The sequence below is a fragment of the Pseudomonas gingeri genome, from assembly GCF_013386165.1.
Lineage (GTDB): Bacteria > Pseudomonadota > Gammaproteobacteria > Pseudomonadales > Pseudomonadaceae > Aquipseudomonas > Aquipseudomonas gingeri_C.
Window position 1 is genome coordinate 137743 of the sequence record NZ_JACAOS010000003.1, and the last position, 20879, is coordinate 158621.

15 protein-coding genes are annotated in these 20879 nt (G+C 62.8%); 8 read left to right on the top strand and 7 right to left on the bottom strand.

Annotated features, from left to right (window positions below; all coding sequences use genetic code 11):
- The first annotated feature begins 8 nt into the window (after window positions 1-8).
- The 5 genes from HX866_RS05210 to HX866_RS05230 all read left to right on the top strand — a co-directional run bounded on the left by HX866_RS05210 (window position 9) and on the right by HX866_RS05230 (window position 4515).
- On the top strand, window positions 9-1070 hold the full coding sequence (locus HX866_RS05210) for an HlyD family secretion protein (RefSeq protein WP_177138375.1): 1062 nt from the start codon (window positions 9-11) through the stop codon (window positions 1068-1070).
- Window positions 1067-2512: an efflux transporter outer membrane subunit gene (locus HX866_RS05215; RefSeq protein ID WP_177138376.1), complete on the top strand. Its 1446-nt coding sequence runs from the start codon at window positions 1067-1069 to the stop codon at window positions 2510-2512. The genes HX866_RS05210 and HX866_RS05215 overlap by 4 nt, the downstream gene beginning before the upstream one ends.
- Before the next feature lie 113 nt (window positions 2513-2625).
- Window positions 2626-2979 (top strand): gamma-glutamylcyclotransferase family protein, encoded by a 354-nt coding sequence (locus HX866_RS05220; protein WP_177100799.1) that lies wholly within the window; start codon window positions 2626-2628, stop codon window positions 2977-2979.
- 93 nt (window positions 2980-3072) lie between these two features.
- Entirely contained in the window at window positions 3073-3819 is a 747-nt protein-coding gene (locus HX866_RS05225; protein ID WP_177138377.1) for an SDR family oxidoreductase, read from the top strand.
- Between the two features lie 120 nt (window positions 3820-3939).
- Complete coding sequence (locus HX866_RS05230) at window positions 3940-4515, top strand: GNAT family N-acetyltransferase (RefSeq protein WP_177138378.1); 576 nt, start codon at window positions 3940-3942, stop codon at window positions 4513-4515.
- 126 nt (window positions 4516-4641) lie between these two features.
- On the opposite strand, the gene mapR is transcribed toward HX866_RS05230, so the two are convergent.
- From mapR to HX866_RS05250, 4 genes are all read right to left on the bottom strand, one after another.
- Complete coding sequence (gene mapR, locus HX866_RS05235; RefSeq protein WP_177091588.1) at window positions 4642-6060, bottom strand: GntR family transcriptional regulator MpaR; 1419 nt, start codon at window positions 6058-6060, stop codon at window positions 4642-4644.
- 257 nt (window positions 6061-6317) lie between these two features.
- Window positions 6318-7730: a cytochrome c oxidase accessory protein CcoG gene (gene ccoG / locus HX866_RS05240; RefSeq protein ID WP_177138379.1), complete on the bottom strand. Its 1413-nt coding sequence runs from the start codon at window positions 7728-7730 to the stop codon at window positions 6318-6320.
- A 206-nt stretch (window positions 7731-7936) separates the two neighbouring features.
- Complete coding sequence (locus tag HX866_RS05245; RefSeq protein WP_177091592.1) at window positions 7937-8176, bottom strand: DUF3203 family protein; 240 nt, start codon at window positions 8174-8176, stop codon at window positions 7937-7939.
- A 70-nt stretch (window positions 8177-8246) separates the two neighbouring features.
- A complete protein-coding gene (locus tag HX866_RS05250) occupies window positions 8247-8405 on the bottom strand; it encodes a hypothetical protein (protein ID WP_177091593.1) in 159 nt (52 codons plus the stop codon).
- A 251-nt stretch (window positions 8406-8656) separates the two neighbouring features.
- Between HX866_RS05250 and HX866_RS05255 the strand changes: the two genes are divergently transcribed.
- The 3 genes from HX866_RS05255 to glgB all read left to right on the top strand — a co-directional run bounded on the left by HX866_RS05255 (window position 8657) and on the right by glgB (window position 16281).
- Window positions 8657-10654, top strand: a complete 1998-nt coding sequence (locus HX866_RS05255; protein WP_177138380.1) for an alpha-1,4-glucan--maltose-1-phosphate maltosyltransferase — start codon at window positions 8657-8659, stop codon at window positions 10652-10654.
- A gap of 66 nt (window positions 10655-10720) precedes the next feature.
- Window positions 10721-14053, top strand: a complete 3333-nt coding sequence (gene treS / locus HX866_RS05260; RefSeq protein WP_177138381.1) for a maltose alpha-D-glucosyltransferase — start codon at window positions 10721-10723, stop codon at window positions 14051-14053.
- On the top strand, window positions 14053-16281 hold the full coding sequence (gene glgB / locus HX866_RS05265; protein ID WP_177138383.1) for a 1,4-alpha-glucan branching protein GlgB: 2229 nt from the start codon (window positions 14053-14055) through the stop codon (window positions 16279-16281). The genes treS and glgB overlap by 1 nt, the downstream gene beginning before the upstream one ends.
- A gap of 37 nt (window positions 16282-16318) precedes the next feature.
- Here the strand turns inward: glgB and HX866_RS05270 are convergent, their stop codons facing one another.
- From HX866_RS05270 to glgX, 3 genes are all read right to left on the bottom strand, one after another.
- Complete coding sequence (locus HX866_RS05270; RefSeq protein ID WP_177091601.1) at window positions 16319-17362, bottom strand: autotransporter domain-containing protein; 1044 nt, start codon at window positions 17360-17362, stop codon at window positions 16319-16321.
- A 306-nt stretch (window positions 17363-17668) separates the two neighbouring features.
- Window positions 17669-18421 (bottom strand): PIG-L deacetylase family protein, encoded by a 753-nt coding sequence (locus HX866_RS05275; protein ID WP_177091603.1) that lies wholly within the window; start codon window positions 18419-18421, stop codon window positions 17669-17671.
- A gap of 140 nt (window positions 18422-18561) precedes the next feature.
- The gene (glgX, locus tag HX866_RS05280; protein ID WP_177138385.1) at window positions 18562-20721 is read right to left on the bottom strand and encodes a glycogen debranching protein GlgX; all 2160 of its coding nucleotides are present in this window, start codon (window positions 20719-20721) and stop codon (window positions 18562-18564) included.
- Window positions 20722-20879: the final 158 nt, after the last annotated feature.

Below are 20879 nucleotides of genomic sequence, written 5' to 3' on the forward strand. Positions count from 1 at the left end.
ACCTGGACATGACTTCTTCACTTTCACGTAAACCCTGGCTGATCCTGGCGGCGGTCCTGCTCGCCGCATTGCTCTACGGGGCCTGGCGCCTGCTGTTCAGCAGCGGTCCGGTCCAGAGCACCAACGATGCCTATATCAGTGCCGACTACACCCTGATCGCGCCGAAGGTCGCGGGGTTCATCGGCGAAATCCAGGTCCAGGACAACCAGTGGGTCCGCGCCGGACAAGTGCTGGTGCGCATCGATGCCCAGGACTACCAGGCCGATCTGGACGCCGCCAAGGCCAGTGTTTCCAGTGCCCGCGCGCAGCTGGCGAATGCCGTGGCGACCCTTGAGCGCCAACACGCGCTGATCGACCAGGTCAGGGCGGTGGTCGACGCCGATCAGGCCGAGGTGCAGTTTGCCGAGCATGAAGGGCAGCGTTACCAGCATCTGGCCGGGCAGGGCGCCGGGACCTTGCAGAATGCCCAGCAAGCCGAGACCCGCCGGCGGACCGCCGCGGCACGCCTGGCCGAACACCGCGCGGCGCTGGACGCAACGCGCAAACAGACCGACGTCCTGCTGGCCCAGCGCGACAGTGCACAGGCGTCGCTGCAACATGGTCAGGCGCTCCAGGCCCGTGCTGAACTGGACCTGGCGCACACCGTACTGGTGGCGCCGTTCGATGGCGTCGTCGGCCGCCGCAGTGTGCGCCTGGGTGCCTATGTCAAACCGGGCGATGCCTTGCTGGCGGTGGTGCCGGTCAACGACACCTATGTGATCGGCAATTTCCTCGAGAACCAGCTGACCCACGTCAGCCCGGGCCAGTCGGTGAGCATCAACGTCGACACCTTTGCCGGCACGACCCTGATGGGCACCGTCGACAGCATCGCCCCGGCGACGGGTGTGACCTTTGCCGCTCTTGCCCCGGAGAATGCCAGCGGCAACTTCACCAAGGTGGTGCAACGCATTCCGGTGAAGATCCTGCTGGATCGCGGGCAGCCGTTGGCCAAGCAACTGCGCCTGGGCATGTCGGTCGAGGCGCGGATCGATACCGATTCGGGCACCATGGATGAGGTGAGCGCGCGATGAACAGGCGTCTATTGTGGGTATGGATGGTGGCACTGGGACTGAATGGTTGCACCCTGGGGCCTGACTTTCAGCCACCGCAGGCGAAGCTCGGCAGCCAATGGTTGATCGCGCAGAGTCCGGCCGGGCACAGCCGACCACTCGCCGTGGCGCTGGAAGTCCGCTGGTGGGACAGCTTTGCCGATCCGCAATTGTCAGCGCTGGTGCGTCAGGTTCAGACGAGTAATCTCGATCTGCAACTGGCCGCCAGTCGTCTGGAGCAGAGTCGTGCGGCGCGCCTGAGCATTGCTGCCGATAGCCTGCCGTCGGTTGCCGCCAGCACCGACTACAGCCGTGCACGCAGCAGCCAGAACGGTTTGGCCGATCCGTCGAATCTCAACGGCAAGAGCGCCTATAACCTCTGGGATGCCGGCCTGGCGGTCAGTTGGGAGGCCGATCTGTGGGGACGGGTGAAACGTTCGGTGGAAGCGGCGGACGCCAACGTCCAGGTGGCCGAGGAAGATCGCCGGGGGGTATTGATCGCGGTCATGGCTGAAACCGCCCGTGACTACATTCAACTGCGCGCGGCCCAGAGTGAGCAGGCGGTGACCCGGCAGAACCTGGAGATTGCCCGCCACACGCAGGCGTTGACCGCTCTGCAACGCAGTGAGGGCGTTGCCAGTGAACTGGAAGTTTCGCAGGCGACGGCGCAGGTCGCGACCATCGAAGCGCAACTGCCGCTGTTGCAACAGCGTGAGGCCCAGTTGATCAATGCCCTCGGTCGCTTGATGGACCTTGAGCCCCGGGCGCTGGAAGCACGCTTGAGTGTCGCCGCGAGCATCCCGGCGCCGCCTGCCGAGGTGCCAGTCGGTCTGCCCAGCGAACTGGCCCGACGCCGTCCGGACATTCGCCGCGCGGAGGCGGATCTGCACGCCGCCACGGCGGCTATCGGCATGGCCCAGGCGGATTTCTATCCGCGCATCACTTTGTCCGGGAGCCTGGGTTTCCAGTCGCTGCAATTGTCCGACCTGGGTAGCTGGGGTTCGCGGGCTTTCGCCGTGGGGCCGAGTCTGAGCGTGCCGCTGTTCGAGGGCGGGCGTCTGCAAGGCCTGCTGCAACTGCGTGAAAGCCGCCAGCAGGAAGCCGCGCTGCGCTTCCAGAAAACCGTGCTGGACGCCTGGCATGAAGTGGACGATGCGATGACTGCCTATCAGGCCGGCCAGCGCCGTCGCGACAGTCTCCAGCAAGCGGTGGAGCAAAGCCGCCGGGCCCTGGTCAGCGTGGGTCAGCAATACGCCCAGGGTACGGTGGACTTTCTCAATGTGCTGACGGTGCAGGCTGCCTTGCTCACCAATGAAGAGGCGCTGGTCGACAGCACGGCGGCGGTGTCATTGTCCCTGGTCGGACTCTACAGCGCCCTTGGCGGTGGCTGGCAGCAGGTGCTGCCCGAGCAGGCGCAGCGCTAGGTGATCAGGGTCGATGACTTCTGAAGGATGGCGATAGGATCATCGGCTAAGCAGCTCGGCATCCGGGCCCGGAGCGTTTAGACTGTCTCACCTCTTTGACAGACGAGGCCTCCATGACCGATCTCACTGCAACACCGGTACTGCTGTTTTCCTACGGCACCCTGCAGGACAAGGCCGTGCAACTGTCCAACTTCGGCCGCGAACTGGCCGGCAACGCCGACCGCATGCTCGGCTACGAGCAGTCCTGGGTCGAGATCACCGATCCCCAGGTCCTTGCCACCAGCGGCAAGACCCACCATCCCATCGTGCGTCCCAGCAGCAACCCCGAGGACGGCGTCAGTGGCATGGTGTTTCGCATCAGTGCCGAGGAGCTGGCGGCCGCCGATGCCTATGAAGTGTCCGACTACAAACGCGTCTCGGTCCGACTGGCTTCCGGCCTGGATGCCTGGGTCTATGTGAGCGCTTAGTACAACCCTTGCGACCATCGGCGACTACACAAGAGTGGTCGCCGGCGGGTATGCTTTTGCGGCAAGGCTACAGGTTGAACGAGGGAACGGAATATGGACAAAGTCATCGTCATCACGGGCGGCAGCCGGGGTATCGGCGCCGCTACCGCTGTGCTCGCCGCGCAACAGGGTTATCGCATCTGTATCAACTACCTGGCGGATGAGGAAGCGGCCCTGCGGGTGCTGGAGCAGGTGCGCGGGCTCGGCGCCGTGGCCATTGCCGTGCGTGCCGATGTCAGTATCGAGGATGAGGTGATCCGCCTGTTCAGTCGGGTGGATACCGAACTGGGATCGGTCACCGCCCTGGTCAACAATGCCGGGACCGTCGGGCACAAGTCCCGGGTCGATGAGATGTCCGAGTTTCGTATTCTGCAAACCCTGAAGGTCAACACCCTGGCGCCGATCCTCTGCGCCAAGCACGCGGTGCGACGGATGTCGCCACGCCATGGCGGCCAGGGCGGCAATATCGTCAATGTGTCTTCGGCGGCGGCGCGTCTCGGTTCGCCCAACGAATACGTGGATTACGCGGCTTCCAAGGGTGCAGTGGACACCTTCACCCTGGGCTTGTCCAAGGAACTGGCGGGCGAGGGCATTCGGGTCAATGCCGTGCGCCCTGGTTATATCTATACCGAGTTCCATGCCCTCAGCGGTGATGCCGACCGGGTCAGCAAGCTGGAGTCGGCGATTCCCATGGGCCGTGGCGGTCGTGCCGAAGAAGTGGCCGAGGCGATTATCTGGCTGCTGTCGGACAAGGCTTCCTACGCCACCGGGACCTTTATCGATCTGGCGGGTGGACGTTAAGTCGGTTTCCGCCCCAGCCATGTCGCTGGGGTACAACGCCCGGTCGAGCACAGGCTTCAGACTGTAACGCCGGGGCCAGGGTTTTGCCTGGCCACCGATCGACTGTTACAGGACTCCCGAATGACCGTTATCTTTCGTCCGGCGCTACGCTCGGACGCCCGCGAGATTGCCCGCCTGTTCCAGATTTCTTCGGAAGGTGCGTCCGACTATATCTGGAGCCAGTTGGCTGAAGGCGCCGAGTCCCTGCTGGATGTCGGCGAGCGGCGTTATTCCCGCGAGGGCGTGGATTTCTCTTATGAGAATTGCTTGATGGCTGAGGCGGATGGCCAGGTCATTGGCATGTTGCACAGTTATCCGATGTTTGAAGATTTGGAGGCGACGCCGAGTACCGATCCGGTCCTGGCGCCGTATGCTGATCTGGAGATTCCGGACACGTTGTATATTTCCAGCCTGGCCTTGCATGAGGGCTGGCGTAACCAGGGCTTGGGTGCGGGTTTTCTAGAACATGCCCGTCAGCGCTGCCGGACGCTTGGGCTCAAGGGCTTGAGCCTGATCGACTATGCAATGAACAGCGGCGCTTGCCGTTTCTATCAGCGTCATGGTTTCACGATCGTTGGTGAATGCCAGATCGTGCCGCATCCGATGATCCGGGTGACCGGCGCGGCGTACCTGATGCACTGGCCCCTTATTCCCTAGGGGCGTACACATTCCCCCTTGTAGGAGCGAGCTTGCTCGCGATCCGCCGACAGGCGGACTCTCCGGCGTCTGGCAGGACGCCATCGCGAGCAAGCTCGCTCCTACAAGGTGTGTGTTTGCCTTGAATCACTGGTCCAGCAGTGACCGCACAATCCGCCCCAGGGTTTCCATGGCCTGCTCCGACACCTCGCTCCACGGGCTGCCGTAATTCAGGCGGATACAGTTGCGAAAGCGTTGGGTCGGCGAAAAGATCGGTCCCGGGGCGATGCTGATGCCCTGGGCCAGGGCGATCTGGAACAGCTTCAGCGAATCCATCTGCTCCGGCAGTTCCAGCCACAGGAAGTAACCGCCGCTCGGCTGGCTGACCCGGGTCTGCGCCGGGAAATAGCGGGCAATCGCCGCCAACATGGCGTTCTGTTGTTCTTCCAGGGCATAACGCAGCTTGCGCAAGTGCCGGTCGTAGCCGCCGTTTTGCAGGTAGTCGGCCAGGGCGGCCTGGGCCGGCATCGAGGCGCACAGCGAGGTCATCAGCTTCAGTCGCTCGACCTTCTGCGCGTAACGTCCCGCTGCCACCCAGCCGATACGGTAGCCCGGGGCCAGGCTCTTGGAGAAGGAGCCGCAGTGCATCACCAGGCCTTCGGTGTCGAAGGCCTTGGCCGGTTTCGGCGCCTGTTGGCCGTAATAGAGTTCGGCGTAGACATCGTCCTCGATCAGCGGCACCTGATGGCTGCGCAACAGTTCCACCAACTCCTGCTTCTTCGCTTCCGGCACGGTTGCGCCCAGGGGGTTCTGGAAACTGGTCATGCACCACACGGCCTTGATCGGATGGCGTTCCAGGGTTTGCGCCAGCACGCCGAGGTCAATGCCGTCGCGCGGATGCACCGGGATCTCCACCGCCTTGAGCTTGAGCCGTTCCAGCACTTGCAGGCAGGCATAAAAAGCCGGGGCCTCGATGGCCACCAGGTCGCCGGGTTCGGTGACGGCCTGCAGGCACAGGTTCAGCGCCTCGAGGGCGCCGCTGGTGATCAGCAGTTCCTCCATGGGCAGCATCAGCCCGCCGACCATATAACGCAGGGCGATCTGCCGACGCAGTTGCGGGTTACCCGGCGACAGGTCGGTGACCACCAGGCGCGGGTCCATCTCGCGGCTTGAGCTGGCCAGGGAACGGGACAGGCGTTGCAGGGGAAACAGCATCGGGCTCGGGAAGGCCGAGCCGAAGGGCACGGTGGTGGGGTCCTTGATGGAATCGAGCACCGAGAACACCAGCTCGCTGACATCCACCTCGGTGGACTCGTTGACCTGGCTGCTGATCGCCGGCTCCGAAAACGGGCTGGGGGTGTGGGCGTTGACGAAGTAGCCGGAGCGCGGCCGGGCGCGGATCAGGCCACGGCGTTCCAGCAGGTAATAGGCCTGGAACACGGTGGAGGGGCTGACCCCGTAAGTCTGGCTGGCATAACGTACCGACGGCACACGCTGACCGGGTCCGAGGACGCCGGTGCGGATCAGTTCAGCGATGTCGTCGGCGAATTTTTCGTAGCGTTTCATGGTGGTTCGGCTCATTCGATATAGGCACGCAACAGCGAATCGTCTTAAAGAGCGAAGAGCGCCTTTCTACAGTTGCCACACCTTTGTGGCGAGGGGGCTTGCCCCCGCTCGGCTGCGCAGCAGTCGTAAAACCGGACACCTCGCTGTGTCAGACACAATGAGTTCTCTGGTTTCAGGGGCGCTTCGCACCCCAGCGCGGGCAAGCCCGCTCGCCACATTGGAGTATTCGCTGTTCAGGTGCTCGGGATTCTAAGGCATCAACGGTTCCGCGGGGCGACAAAGCGGCTCTTCGCCACGCTGTAGACGCCAGGTTCGTCGCTGTCGATGACCTTGAAACTCAGCTCCTGTGAGCTGCTTTTCGGCTTGTCGGCAACCATCACCACCGACACCGGCAGGTCGGCGATTTCACCCGCCGCCAGGTTCAGTTCGGTCTTGCCCTGCAGCTGGAAACCGTCCGAGTCCAGCAACTCCAGGCGATAGCGCTGGGGCTGCTGGGTCTTGTTGATGACCTTGAGGCTGTAGATATTCTCGATCTGGCCCTGGCTGTTTTCCCGGAACAGCCCACGGTCCTTGCTCACGTCCAGCGAGACCATGGGCCGTTCCACCAGGGACACGGCCAGCGCGCCGATCATGATCAGCAGCACCGCGCTGTAGCCGATCAGCCGTGGTCGCAGCAGGTGGGTCTTGCCGCCTTGCAACTCATGCTCGGAGGTATAACTCACCAGTCCACGGGCATAACCCATCTTGTCCATGATCGAATCACAGGCGTCGATGCAGGCCGCGCAGCCGATGCATTCCATCTGCAAGCCGTCGCGGATATCGATGCCGGTAGGGCAGACCTGCACGCACATCTGGCAGTCGATGCAATCCCCCAGGCCGACACTGGCCGGCGCCACATCACGTTTACGCGGGCCACGGTGTTCACCCCGGGCGACGTCGTAGGAAATGGTCAGGGTGTCCTTGTCGAACATCACGCTCTGGAACCGCGCATAGGGGCACATGTGCATGCACACGGCTTCGCGCAGCCAGCCGGCGTTGATGTAGGTGGCCGCGGTGAAGAACAGCACCCAGAACAGGCTGACACCGCCGATCTGCAGGGTCATCAGTTCTTCGGCCAGGGGCCGGATCGGAGTGAAGTAACCGACAAAGGTCAGCCCGGTCAGCAGGCTGATACCCAGCCACAAAGTGTGCTTGGCAGCACGCCGGGCCAGTTTGTTCGGGCCCCAGGGCGCGGCTTGCAGCTTGATGCGCTGGTTGCGTTCGCCTTCGGTGACTTTCTCGCACCACATGAACAGCCAGGTCCACGAACTTTGCGGGCAGGTATAACCGCACCAGACCCGCCCGGCGAACACGGTGATGGCGAACAGGCCGAAGGCACAGATGATCAGCAGGGCCGAGAGCAGGATGAAATCCTGGGGCCAGAAGGTCGCGCCGAAAATATGGAAACGACTTTCGGCCAGGTCCCAGAGCACCGCCTGGCGACCGCCCCAGTTCAGCCACACCGTGCCGAAGAACAGCAGGAACAGAAAGCCCGCGCCACCCAGGCGCAGGTTACGGAACAGCCCGCTGAAGCTGCGGGTGTGGATCAGTTGGTCGGTGGACTTGGCCTTCATCCTTGGACGCACAGGCTCGAAGGTGTCAACACTCTGGACGGGGATTCTCTCGCTCATGGTTTGTCGCTCGTCAGCCTCCATCAGGCCTGGGCACTATGCCGAGCGAACTGTTTGCATAACAGACTCAGGTATTTGAATAAAAAGCGGATCAGATGAATGTCCACGTGGACCTGCGACAGCTTGTCCTACCCCGCACCACTCGCGGTCGACGTGCCCTGCGGCGCCAGGCGGAAAAGCCGGGCGCCGCTGCTGATACAGATCAATCAAATCACCGAATCACCGTCGCTCACCTTCACATGATGGCGGCCGTCGAGGGCGCCGGCGACGGTCAGGGCGTCGGCTTCCGCTTCGGTGATCCAGATGAACTGGCCGTTCAGTTCGGCGCGGGACATGCTTTTGCCGTCGTCGGTGCTCAGGCGCACGGCACTGGCCGGGCCATGGAGACGGATGTCGCCTTGCTCCAGGGCACAGGTCTGGTTCGAGGCTTCGATATGCACGGGCATGGTGCTCTCCTTGTGTTCGGGGCGAGCGCGGCTGAAGCGGCATTCGCGTCTATGCTTCAGGCGCGCCGCGTCAGGCAATCACTGGCGGCATGGTCGTCGGTGGATCGATCCTGGGCGGTGGTGTGCTGCCGGGCGGTTCCTGCTCGGGGATCGGTTGCGGCTCGATGGGGGGTAGGGTCGGTTTGTCGATATTGGGATCGGGCGTTTCTGCTGGAATCGGAATATTCATGAAGCTGGCCTCCTTTATGCGTGCTTCAGGTGGGACACCCTGTCAGGGATCGGGGCACCCGGTAAAACGGTGGACCCCGTTCAGGTGCTTTTGACTCCCGCTTTATGACGAGTGGAGGTTGCCGGCCAATCGGTCTGAACTTTTGTCCCGGCAGCGGGCTCCGAACTGAAATGACCTTTTTCAGGAAGAAGCCGGTTGCCATGCAGATTTCGCAGAGTAGAGCGTCCATGGGGCGTAAGGAGTGATGCTCGATGTCAGCCGATAAACCGTTGGACGAGGAGGGCACTGAAGTCCTGCCCTTGTCCCAGGCGTTGCTGCTGCCACGCATTGCCATTGAAGACGTGACGCCGACCGTCGATGGTGGGCAGTTCGCGGTCAAGGCGGTGGCGGGACAGGAACTGGTGGTGAGCGCCAAGGTGTTTGCCGACGGCCACGACAAGCTGGCCGTGCTGCTGGCCTGGAAAAACCTGGGCGACGCCGACTGGCAACGCACGGTCATGGCCGATAAAGGCAACAACGCCTGGCAGGGCCGCTTGCGGGTCGGCGACCAGGGGCGTTATGTCTACCGGATCGAAGCCTGGATCGATCAGTTCGCCAGCTTCTGCTACGAACTGGAGAAGAAGTTCGTCGCAGGTCAGCCTATCGAACTCGAATTGCAGGAAGGGCGGGCGCAGGTGCAGCACGCCATCGAACGCAGCCAGGACGACGTGGCGATGGGCCTGACGGCCCTGCACGAGGAGTTGCTGCACCTGTCGAGTGATGGCCAGGTCGAGCGCTTTCTCAAACCCTCCACGGCGGTGTTGATGCGCAAGGCCGACCACCATGCCTACCTGAGTCGCAGCTACGACTATCCCCTGGAGGTGGAGCGCAGCCTGGCGCAGTTCGCCAGTTGGTACGAATTGTTCCCGCGCTCGGTCACCGACCGGGTGGAGCGTCACGGCACGTTCAATGATGTGCACGGCCGCCTGCCGATGATCCGCGACATGGGTTTCGACGTGCTGTATTTCCCGCCCATCCATCCTATCGGTCGCAGCTACCGCAAAGGCCCGAACAATTCCCTGATGGCCGGCCCCGATGATCCGGGCAGTCCCTATGCGATCGGCAGCGAGGACGGCGGGCATGAGGCGATTCACCCGCAACTGGGCAGCCGCGAGGATTTTCGCCAGCTGGTCACTGCCGCGGCCGAACACGGCCTGGAAATCGCCCTGGATTTCGCCATCCAATGTTCCCAGGATCACCCCTGGTTGCAGCAGCATCCCGGCTGGTTCAACTGGCGGCCGGACGGCAGCATCAAATACGCGGAGAACCCGCCGAAAAAATACCAGGACATCGTCAACGTCGACTTCTATGCCGCCGAGGCGATTCCCAGTCTCTGGGTCGAGTTGCGCGATATCGTGCTGGGTTGGGTCGAGGAAGGGGTGAAGATCTTTCGGGTCGACAACCCTCACACCAAGCCGCTGCCGTTCTGGCAGTGGTTGATCGCCGATGTGCGCGGCACTCATCCCGAGGTGATGTTTCTCGCCGAGGCATTCACCACACCGGCGATGATGGCGCGCCTGGGTAAGGTCGGTTATTCCCAGAGCTACACCTATTTCACCTGGCGCAACACCAAGGCCGAGCTGGCCAGTTATTTCACCGAGCTGAACCAGTCGCCCTGGCGCGAGTGCTACCGGCCGAATTTCTTCGTGAATACACCGGATATCAACCCGGGCTTCCTCCACCACTCCGGGCGCGCCGGATTTCTGATTCGGGCGGTGTTGGCAACCATGGGTTCCGGGCTCTGGGGCATGTACTCGGGGTTCGAACTGTGCGAGTCGGCGGCGTTGCCGGGCAAGGAGGAGTACCTGGATTCGGAGAAATATGAGATCCGCCCACGGGACTTCAATGCACCGGGCAACATCATCGCCGAGATCGCCCAGTTCAATCGTATCCGTCGCCAGCACCCGGCCTTGCAGACGCATTTGGGGTTGCAGGTCTACAACGCCTGGAACGACAACATCCTGTATTTCGGCAAGCGCACGGCGGACCTCGGCAGCTTCATCCTGGTGGCGGTCAGCCTCGATCCCCACAACGCCCAGGAAGCGCATTTCGAATTGCCCTTGTGGGAATTCGGCCTGCCGGATGACGCCGCGACCCGTGGCGAGGATTTGATGAACGGCCATACCTGGACCTGGTATGGCAAGACCCAGTGGATGCGTATCGAGCCCTGGCATCAGCCATTCGGCATCTGGCGGATCACCAGGATCTGAGGAAGCACACCCTCGCCACAAGGTCTGGTGCCCGTCGTAGCGAACAGCAATTCCAAGGAGTTACCCATGGCGAAGAAAACCCGCCCAGCCCGTTTTATCGACGACCCGCTCTGGTACAAGGACGCGGTGATCTACCAGGTTCACGTCAAATCCTTCTTCGACTCGAACAACGACGGCATCGGCGACTTTCCCGGCCTGATCGCCAAGCTCGACTACATCGCCGACCTCGGCGTGAACACCATTTGGCTGCTGCCGTTCTACCCCTCGCCACGCCGCGACGATGGCTACGACATTGCCGAGTACCGTGGCGTACACAGTGACTACGGCACCATGGCCGATGCCAAGCGCTTTATCGCCGAAGCCCACAAGCGCGGCCTGCGGGTCATCGCCGAACTGGTGATCAACCACACCTCCGACCAGCACCCCTGGTTCCAGCGCGCGCGCCTGGCCAAGCCGGGCTCCAGCGCCCGGAACTTCTACGTCTGGTCCGATACCGATGACAAATACACCGACACCCGGATCATCTTCCTCGACACCGAAAAGTCCAACTGGACCTGGGACCCGGTGGCCGGCCAGTACTTCTGGCACCGCTTCTACGCCCATCAGCCAGACCTGAACTTCGACCACCCGCCGGTGCTGCAAGCGGTACTGGCGGTGATGCGCTACTGGCTCGACCTGGGCATCGACGGCCTGCGCCTGGACGCCATTCCCTACCTGATCGAGCGCGACGGCACCAATAACGAAAACCTGCCCGAGACCCACCAGGTGCTGAAGAAAATCCGCGCCGAAATCGACGCGCATTATCCCGACCGCATGCTCCTGGCCGAAGCCAACCAGTGGCCGGAAGACACCCAGCTGTACTTCGGCGATCAGAAAGGCGACGACGGCGACGAATGCCATATGGCCTTTCACTTCCCGCTGATGCCGCGCATGTACATGGCGCTGGCCCAGGAGGATCGCTTTCCGATCACCGATATCCTGCGTCAGACCCCGGAGATTCCCGCCAATTGCCAGTGGGCGATCTTCCTGCGCAACCACGATGAACTGACCCTGGAAATGGTCACCGACCGTGAGCGTGACTACCTCTGGAACTACTACGCCGCCGACCGTCGGGCGCGGATCAACCTCGGTATCCGCCGGCGCCTGGCGCCGTTGATGGAGCGCGACCGCCGCCGTATCGAACTGCTCAATAGCCTTCTGCTGTCGATGCCGGGCACGCCGACCTTGTACTACGGCGATGAAATCGGCATGGGCGACAATATCTACCTGGGCGACCGCGATGGCGTGCGTACTCCGATGCAATGGTCCATCGACCGCAACGGCGGCTTCTCCCGTGCCGACCCGGCCAGCCTGGTGCTGCCGCCGATCATGGACCCGCTCTACGGTTACCAGTCGGTGAACGTCGAGACCCAGCATGGCGACCCTCATTCGCTGCTGAACTGGACCCGGCGCCTGCTGGCGGTACGCAAGCAACAGAAAGCCTTCGGCCGCGGCAGCCTGAAAATGCTCTCGCCGAACAACCGCCGCATCCTCGCCTATACCCGCGAATACACCGGGCCCGACGGCAAGAGCGAAATCATCCTCTGCGTCGCCAACGTGTCCCGCACCGCCCAGGCGGCCGAACTGGAGCTGTCCGCGTTCGCCGGCAGGGTGCCGGTGGAGATGCTCGGCGGCAACGCGTTCCCGCCCATCGGCCAGCTCAACTTCCTGCTGACCCTGGCGCCTTACGGTTTCTACTGGTTCCTGCTCGCCACGGAAACGCAAATGCCCAGCTGGCATGTGGAACCGGCGCAGAGCCTGCCGGACTTCACCACCCTGGTGCTGAAGAAGCGCATGGAGGAACTGCTCGAAAGCCCTTCGCGCACGGCTCTGGAGCAGAGCATTCTGCGGGAGTGGCTGCCCAAGCGGCGCTGGTTTGCCGGCAAGGATACGGCGCTCGAACAGGTGCGCCTGGTCTATGGCGTGCGCTTCGGTGATCCGCAGCACCCGGTGCTGCTCGCTGAAGTCGAAGTCACGGCGGGCGGCCAGAGCAGCCGTTACCAACTGCCGTTCGGGTTTCTGGCCGAGGAGCAGACCAGCGCCGCCTTGCCGCAACAGCTGGCGATGGCCCGGGTCCGACGTGGTCGGCAGGTGGGCCTGATCACCGACGCATTCAGCCTGGAGCCGTTTATTCGCGCGGTGATCGAAGGCATGCGCGGCGACACGCTATTGGCCGGCGGCGAAGGCACGCTGCATTTTCACGGGACAAGCGAACTCAAGGCCCTGGAGCTACCCGCCGACATGGCGGTGCGTTACCTGTCCGCCGAGCAGTCCAACAGTTCGGTGGTGGTGGCCGAGCGGATCATGCTCAAGCTGATCCGTAAGGTCAGTGCTGGCGTGCACCCGGAACTGGAAATGAGCGCCTACCTGACGGCCGCCGGTTTCCAGCATATTTCACCGTTGCTGGGTTCATTGGTACACCGCGATGCCAAGGGCGAAGACAGCCTGCTGATGATTGCCCAGGGGATGCTCAACAACCAGGGCGATGCCTGGAGCTGGACCCAGAACAACCTGGAACGGGCGATCCGCGACGAGTTGGCCGGTGCCGTTTCGGACCACGAACAGCATTACAACGCCCTCGGCGAACTGGCAGATTTTGCCGGCTTGCTCGGTCAGCGCCTGGGCGAGATGCACCAGGTGCTGGCGGCGCCCACCAGCAATCCGGACTTCAGTGCCCAGGTGAGCACGGAGCAGGACGCCGAGCATTGGAGCAAGACCATCAGCCGGCAGATGGAACAGGCTTTGCTGCTGCTCAAACAGCATCAGCAGGCGCTGCCGGCGGAAGAACAGGCGCTGGTGGGGCGTCTGCTGGAGCAGAAAAAGGCCATTCTCGACTCTATCCAGACGCTTGCCGGCCAGGTGGTGGGCGGTCTGCGCCTGCGGGTCCATGGCGACTTGCACCTGGGCCAGGTGCTGGTGGTACAGGGCGATGCCTACCTGATCGACTTCGAAGGCGAGCCCGCCCGCTCGTTGCCGGAGCGGCGCGGCAAGCACAGTCCCTACAAGGATGTCAGCGGCGTGTTGCGCTCGTTCGATTACGCTGCGGCCATGGCCTGCAACAACGCGACGCTGCTCGACCCGTCGGGCGTCGGGCCGGCCAGCCGGCGCGTCACCCAGCGTTACCTGAAAGAAGCTCGCAAAGCCTTTATCCAGGCATATCGGCGCGCGACAGCTAGTCTTGTTCAGGCATGGCAGGACCCGGCCGGCGAAGAAGCCGCCCTGACCCTGTTCAGCCTGGAGAAGGCCGCGTATGAAATTGTCTATGAGGCGGAAAATCGCCCGACCTGGCTCGGCGTGCCGTTGCACGGTTTGAGTGGGTTGTTGAGTGAAGTGAAAACCTTGTCCGGTGGAGAGCAGTGATGAGTTTGAGCAAGGAACAAGGTGCATCCGTGAACCGTGCATTACCCGCGAAGAAGGACATCGAGGCCCTGGTGCGGGCCGAGCACCAGGATCCTTTTGCCATTCTCGGGCCCCATGACGACGGTGCCGGGGGGCAGTATATCCGCGCCTTCCTGCCCGGCGCCCTGGGCGTCCAGGCGTTGGCCCGCGACAGCGAGCAGGTCCTGGGCAATCTTGACAGTACCGAGGTGCCGGGGCTGTTTGTCGGTCACTTCCCGGGGCGCCAACCCTATCTGTTGCGTATCCAGTGGGCGGCGGGGGAGCAGATCAGCGAGGATCCCTACAGCTTCGGGCCGTTGCTCGGGGAGATGGATCTCTACCTGTTCGCCGAGGGTAATCACCGCGACCTGAGCGGCTGCCTGGGTGCCCAGGTGACCCAGGTCGAGGGTGTCGACGGTGTGCGTTTTGCGGTCTGGGCGCCGAATGCCCGGCGGGTCTCGGTGGTCGGCGACTTCAATATCTGGGACGGGCGTCGGCATCCAATGCGCCTGCGCCACCCCAGCGGTGTCTGGGAAATCTTTGTGCCGCGCCTGCATCCGGGTGAGGCCTACAAGTACGAGATCCTCGGCAAGGATGCGATCCTGCCGCTCAAGTCCGACCCCATGGCCCTGGCCACCCAACTGCCGCCGGACACCGCTTCGCGCGTCGCGCAGCCCTTGCGCATCGACTGGCAGGACCAGGCCTGGATGGAGTCACGCAGCCAACGGCATCGGCATGATGCGCCGCTGTCGATCTACGAACTGCATGCCGGTTCCTGGCAGTGCGAGATCGATGAAGTGGGCGAGGTGTCACGCCAGTACAGCTGGAGCGAACTGGCCGAAAGACTGATTCCCTATGTCCAGCAACTGGGTTTCACCCATATCGAACTGATGCCGATCATGGAGCACCCGTTCGGTGGTTCCTGGGGTTATCAGCCGCTGTCGCAGTTTGCACCGAGTGCGCGGTATGGCAGCCCGGACGATTTCGCCGCCTTTGTCGATGCCTGTCACCGGGCTGAAATCGGCGTGATCCTCGACTGGGTGCCGGCGCATTTTCCCACCGATACCCACGGCCTGGCGCAGTTCGACGGCACCGCCTTGTATGAGTACGGCAACCCGCTGGAGGGTTTCCATCAGGACTGGGACACCCTGATCTACAACCTCGGGCGTACCGAAGTGCACGGCTTCATGCTCGCCTCGGCGCTGCACTGGCTCAAGCATTTCCATGTCGATGGCCTGCGGGTGGATGCGGTGGCGTCGATGCTCTATCGCGACTATTCGCGCAAGGCCGGCGAGTGGGTGCCGAACCGTCATGGTGGTCGGGAAAACCTCGAGGCCATCGATTTCGTGCGTCATCTCAACGACGTGGTGGCCCTGGAAGCACCGGGTGCCCTGGTGATTGCCGAGGAGTCCACGGCCTGGCCGGGTGTCAGCCAAGGCACCGAGCAGGGTGGGCTCGGGTTCGCCTACAAATGGAACATGGGCTGGATGCACGATTCGCTGCACTACATCCAGCAGGACCCGGTGTACCGCGCCCACCATCACAACGAGCTGAGTTTCGGCCTGGTGTATGCCTGGTCCGAGCGTTTTATCCTGCCGATTTCCCACGACGAAGTGGTGCACGGCAAGCATTCGCTGATCGACAAGATGCCCGGCGACCGCTGGCAGAAGTTCGCCAATCTGCGGGCCTACCTGAGTTTCATGTGGGGGCATCCGGGCAAGAAGCTGCTGTTCATGGGCTGCGAATTCGGCCAGTGGCGCGAGTGGAATCATGATCAGCAACTGGATTGGTATCTGTTGCAGTATTCCGAGCACCTTGGGGTGCAGAAGCTGGTGAGCGACCTGAACCGCCTGTACCGCGAGGAGCCGGCGCTGTACGACCAGGACGATGCGCCCCAGGGGTTCCAGTGGTTGATCGGTGACGATGCCGCCAACAGCGTCTATGCCTGGTTGCGCTGGAGTCGGGAAGGGCGGCCGTTGCTGGTGGTGGCCAACTTCACGCCGGTGCCGCGCGAGGCCTATCGGGTCGGCGTGCCCTTTGCCGGGCAATGGAAGGAGGTGATCAACAGCGACGCGGCGATGTATGCCGGTTCCAACTATGGCAATGGTGGCGGGGTTTGCACCGAGGATCAGGCCAGCCATGGGCAGGCCGCTTCGCTGGTACTGAACCTGCCGCCGCTGGCGGTGTTGATGTTGCGGCCGGAGGGCTAGCGCCGGCCGTGGGCTTTCTTGACTGGCAGGCTGCCACCTACCAACGCATCCGCACCCCGACATTGCCGATGATGCCATTCAGGCCGGTGTCATCGGAGGTGCCGCTGTAGTCGGCGCTGACATACAGGCTGACCGTTGGCGACACCTTGGCCACCAGGCCCAGCCCCAGCTCTACGGTGGAACTGTTGCGACTGATGGCGATCTTGTCGACCGGCTCCAGGCTCACGGGGCTGCCGCTGCCGAACGTATGCCAGAAGTTGGTCCGCAAATAGGGCTCCAGCGGCAGGCCGCTCACTTCATAGCTACCGTTGAGGCGGGCACCAATCCGACCACTCCAGAGCGAAGGGTCGGAGACATTCGCCTGGCCGAGCATGTTCACGCTGCCTTGCTGGTTGATCACCTGGGCCTGGGGTTCGATGATCCAGTGCTGGCCCAGCCCGATCGGGAACCCGCCCTCCAGAGAAAAGGTCATTTGCCGCGATGCCAGGCCTTGCAGGGTGCCCTGGTCGGAGCGGGTATACACCGTGGTCTGGTTGTTCATGGCGGTCAGGTTGACGTGCCAGCCCTGTTGTCCGGTCAGGCTCCAGAAGGCCCCGAGATTATTCCCTTGGGGACTCAGGCCGTCCATGCGCGGATCGCGGGGCGCAGTGACAAACGCGTCAACCCGGTCCAGTGGGCCGCTGCTTCCGGTAAAGACCCCGGCGGTCAATGTCTGGTCGCCGCTGTGATTGCTGTAAAGGCCGGGAACAATCAGCAGGTCGCCAAAGGCGCCGGCAAACAGCGGATCGAGGTTACCGACCTCACCCTGGCCCAGGGTACGGTCGAGGAAGTGAAGCGTCGGATCGGGATCGCCGGTACTCGGGACGATGCCGGCGAAGCGCCAACCCGGTAATGGGCCACTGTTGCTCAGCACGGGGAATTGACCCAGTGGCAGGGGCAAGGGCGTGTCGCCCTGGTACGTGGGTTGGAGGTCTGCTTCGAAAGGCGCCGCTCGCAGCTCCACGGCGGAGCAGAGTAAAAGAGCGGTCGAAACTGTATAAACCGTCATCCTCAGGTTGGGGTGGGCCATGAACGTTTTCATCGGGTGTTCCTTGCGGTCGCATAAATACCTGCATTAGCGTCTCTCCTGCCCCCGAATGAGGGACGGCCGAAATCATCGAGGCAAACCCCGGCGACCCGCATTGGCGGGCATCCGATGGCTTGTCCCTTGGGTTTTGAAACCGGGGGTAGTCACTTGTAGCTAAGGAGAGCTGCAGGTCTGCGTCAAGAAAATAGCCAATAAATAGATCCGTTTGATCAGTATTTTCAAGTCATTGATCAATCGGCTATTTAGTCTATTCGGGCTAAGTCTGAGGGAGATCGATAAGAGCGGTGTTGCCGAGGCCTTTCAGATAAAAACCATCTCGAACGGTTGCCGCGTCTGTTCGAGCAGGGCGGGTACCATGACCGGCGGCAACCCCAGTTCCGGATCGCCTTGCAGATGGCTGTGATAGGCGTGCGCGGCATGCAGCTTGCGGGCAATACCCCAGGTGTCGAGGCGGATCTTGCGGGCTCGGTGCCAGGGGATCAGGCCTTCGTCGCGCAAGGGACGAAACCAGGTATGCAGCGGTATCTCCAGCAAGGTTGCGCCGCTGGCGACACAGGCCTGGGCAGCCGCCCGACCGACGGTGTCATGGTCGGCAATGCCGTCTTCGCGCCAGGTGGTCAGCACCACGTCGTCAGGGCGCAAATAGCGCCGCAGGAATTGGCTGAGTTGCTGCTCCTGCTGCTCCAGTGCGCCGTGGCGAAAGCCGCCGCGAATCCATTTCAACCGGTGCAGTTCCAGGCCCAGGCGGCGCAAGGCTTCAGCGCTTTCCTGGGGGCAAACCACACTCAGGCGGCTGGAAGGCCACAGGGTCGAGCCGGGGTAGAGGGCACTGCCATCGGTAATCGAAATCAACAGCAGCGGGTGTTCGAAGGTGGCGAGCAGTTGCAGCAGGCCACCGCAACAATGCACCTCGTCACCGGGATGGGGGGCGACCACCACCACCCGGGCGCCGGGCCGGATCAGGCGGTGCAGACCAATGGTCGGGACACGGGCCAACTGCCGTGAGTTCCAGATCAGCGGTGCAACTTCGTTGCGAGCAGCTTGGATTCTCATGATGTTTGTCACTTCCTTGTGTGGACTTGCACGCATTTTCCATCGGTCCTGATGTCTCCGGTGCCGCCTGGCGGCTCGGGAATGCGTGGGTGAGTATCGCCCATGTAGGCCGAAATGCGACTTTTATTGCTAAATAAACGTCAGCTTTCTTCGTCACGTTGTAACTCGAACATGACAAGCGAGCGCCCGGTGAGGGTGTATTCACTGTCGAAGGCGAAACGCTCCTGGCCCTTGACCTGCGGGTCGTTGGTGTCGAGCACGCAGCGCCAGTCGAGACCTTGTGGCACTTCGGGCAGGCTGAAATTGACACCGTCGTGGTGGGCATTGACGGCAATCAGCAGGGTCGCATCGGCGCCGGTGCGGGAAATGCCCGAGACCTGGGCGCGACCGTCGAGCAACATGCCCAGGCAGCGGCCGTGGCCGTCGTGCCAGTGCTCGGTGGTCATTTCCTGGCCGTCCGGGGTCAGCCACGTGACGTCCTTGACCCCCAGTTGCTCGTTGTAGTCGCCAACCAGAAAGCGTCCGCGGCGCAGGATCGGGTAGGCCAGGCGCAGCTTGACCAGGCGCTTGACGAACCTGAGCAGCGACCTGCCGTCGTCGTCCAGGTCCCAGTTGACCCAACCGATGTCGCTGTCTTGGCAATAGGCGTTGTTGTTGCCGTGCTGGGTGCGGGCGAACTCGTCGCCGGCGACGATCATCGGTGTGCCCTGGGCCAGCAGCAGGGTGGCGAAGAAGTTGCGCATCTGTCGCAGACGCAGGGCGTTGATCGTCGGGTTGTCGGTGGGGCCTTCGACGCCGTGATTCCAGGACAGGTTGTTGTTGCTGCCGTCCTGGTTGTTTTCGTCGTTGGCTTCGTTGTGCTTGTCGTTGTACGACACCAGGTCGTGCAGGGTGAAACCGTCATGGGCGGTGATGAAGTTGATCGAGGTGTAGGGACGTCGACCGCGTTGGTCGAACAGGTCGCCGGAGGCGGTCATGCGCCGGGCGAAGTCGGCGAGTTGGCCGTCGTCGCCTTTCCAGAACGCCCGCGCGGTGTCGCGGAAACGGTCGTTCCATTCGGCCCAGCCCGGCGGGAAACCGCCCACCTGGTAGCCGCCGGGGCCGCAGTCCCAGGGTTCGGCGATCAGTTTGACCTGGCTCAGCACCGGGTCCTGGCGACAGGCGACGAGGAAGCTGTGCCGTTCGTTGAAGCCGTCGTGATAGCGTCCGAGGATGGTCGCCAGGTCGAAGCGGAAACCGTCCACGTGCATTTCCGTGGCCCAGTAGCGTAGCGAATCGGTGACCATCTGCAGCACGCAGGGGTGGCTCAGGTCGAGGGTGTTGCCGGTGCCCGAGTCGTTGATATAGAAGCGCTTGTCGTCGGGCATCAGGCGGTAGTAGGACGCGTTGTCGATGCCGCGCATGGACAGCGTCGGGCCTTGCTCGTTGCCTTCGGCGGTGTGGTTGTAGACCACGTCGAGGATCACCTCCAGGCCGGCTTCGTGCAGGTGCGCGACCATCTCCTTGAATTCGGCGATCTTGCCGCTGGCCAGGTAGCGCGGGTCGGGGGCGAAGAAGGCGATGCTGTTGTAGCCCCAGTAGTTGGTCATGCCTTTGTGCAGCAGGTGCTGGTCGTTGACGAAGGCATGGATTGGCAGCAGCTCCACCGACGACACGCCGAGCTTGCGGATATGCTCCAGCACTTCGTCGACCATCAGTCCGGCGAAAGTCCCGCGCACCGCGTCCGGCACCGCCGGGTGACGCATGCTGATGCCGCGTACGTGGGTTTCATAGAGCAGGGTGCGTTCCCAGGGGACGTTGACGCGCTGGTCGTGACCCCAGGTGTGAGCCGGGTCGATCACCTTGCTCTTGGGGACGAAGGGCGCGCTGTCGCGTTCGTCGAAGCTGAGGTCGGCGTCGGAGTGGCCGATGGTATAGCCGAACAGGGCCTCGGACCATTTCAACTGGCCGACCAACTGCTTGGCGTAGGGGTCGATCAGCAGTTTGTTGGGGTTGAAGCGATGGCCGTTCTGCGGGTCGTAGGGGCCGTACACCCGGTAGCCGTAGATCAGTCCGGGATGGGCGTCGGGCAGGTAGCCGTGGAAGATTTCGTCGGTGTACTCGGGCAGTTCGATGCGTTCGAGTTCCACTTCACCGCTGTCGTCGAACACGCACAGTTCGACCTTGGTGGCGTGGGCGGAAAACAGCGCAAAGTTGACTCCCAGGCCATCCCAGGTGGCACCGAGCGGGAAGGGCAGGCCTTCGCGAATCCGCGAGGTCTGGGCTTCGGGCGTGGGATCGGGCTTTTTTGGCTTGGTCATGGGCGCTCCTGCGGGTGTGTTCTTGAAAGCACCACGACACCTGTAGATACCGCAAGCGCGGTCTATGTGGGAGCGCCGGTCGACGCTCGATTGCCAGCGATGGCGGCGGTGAGTCTTGCATCGCCATCGCTGGCAAGCCAGCTCCTACAAGGGCTGTG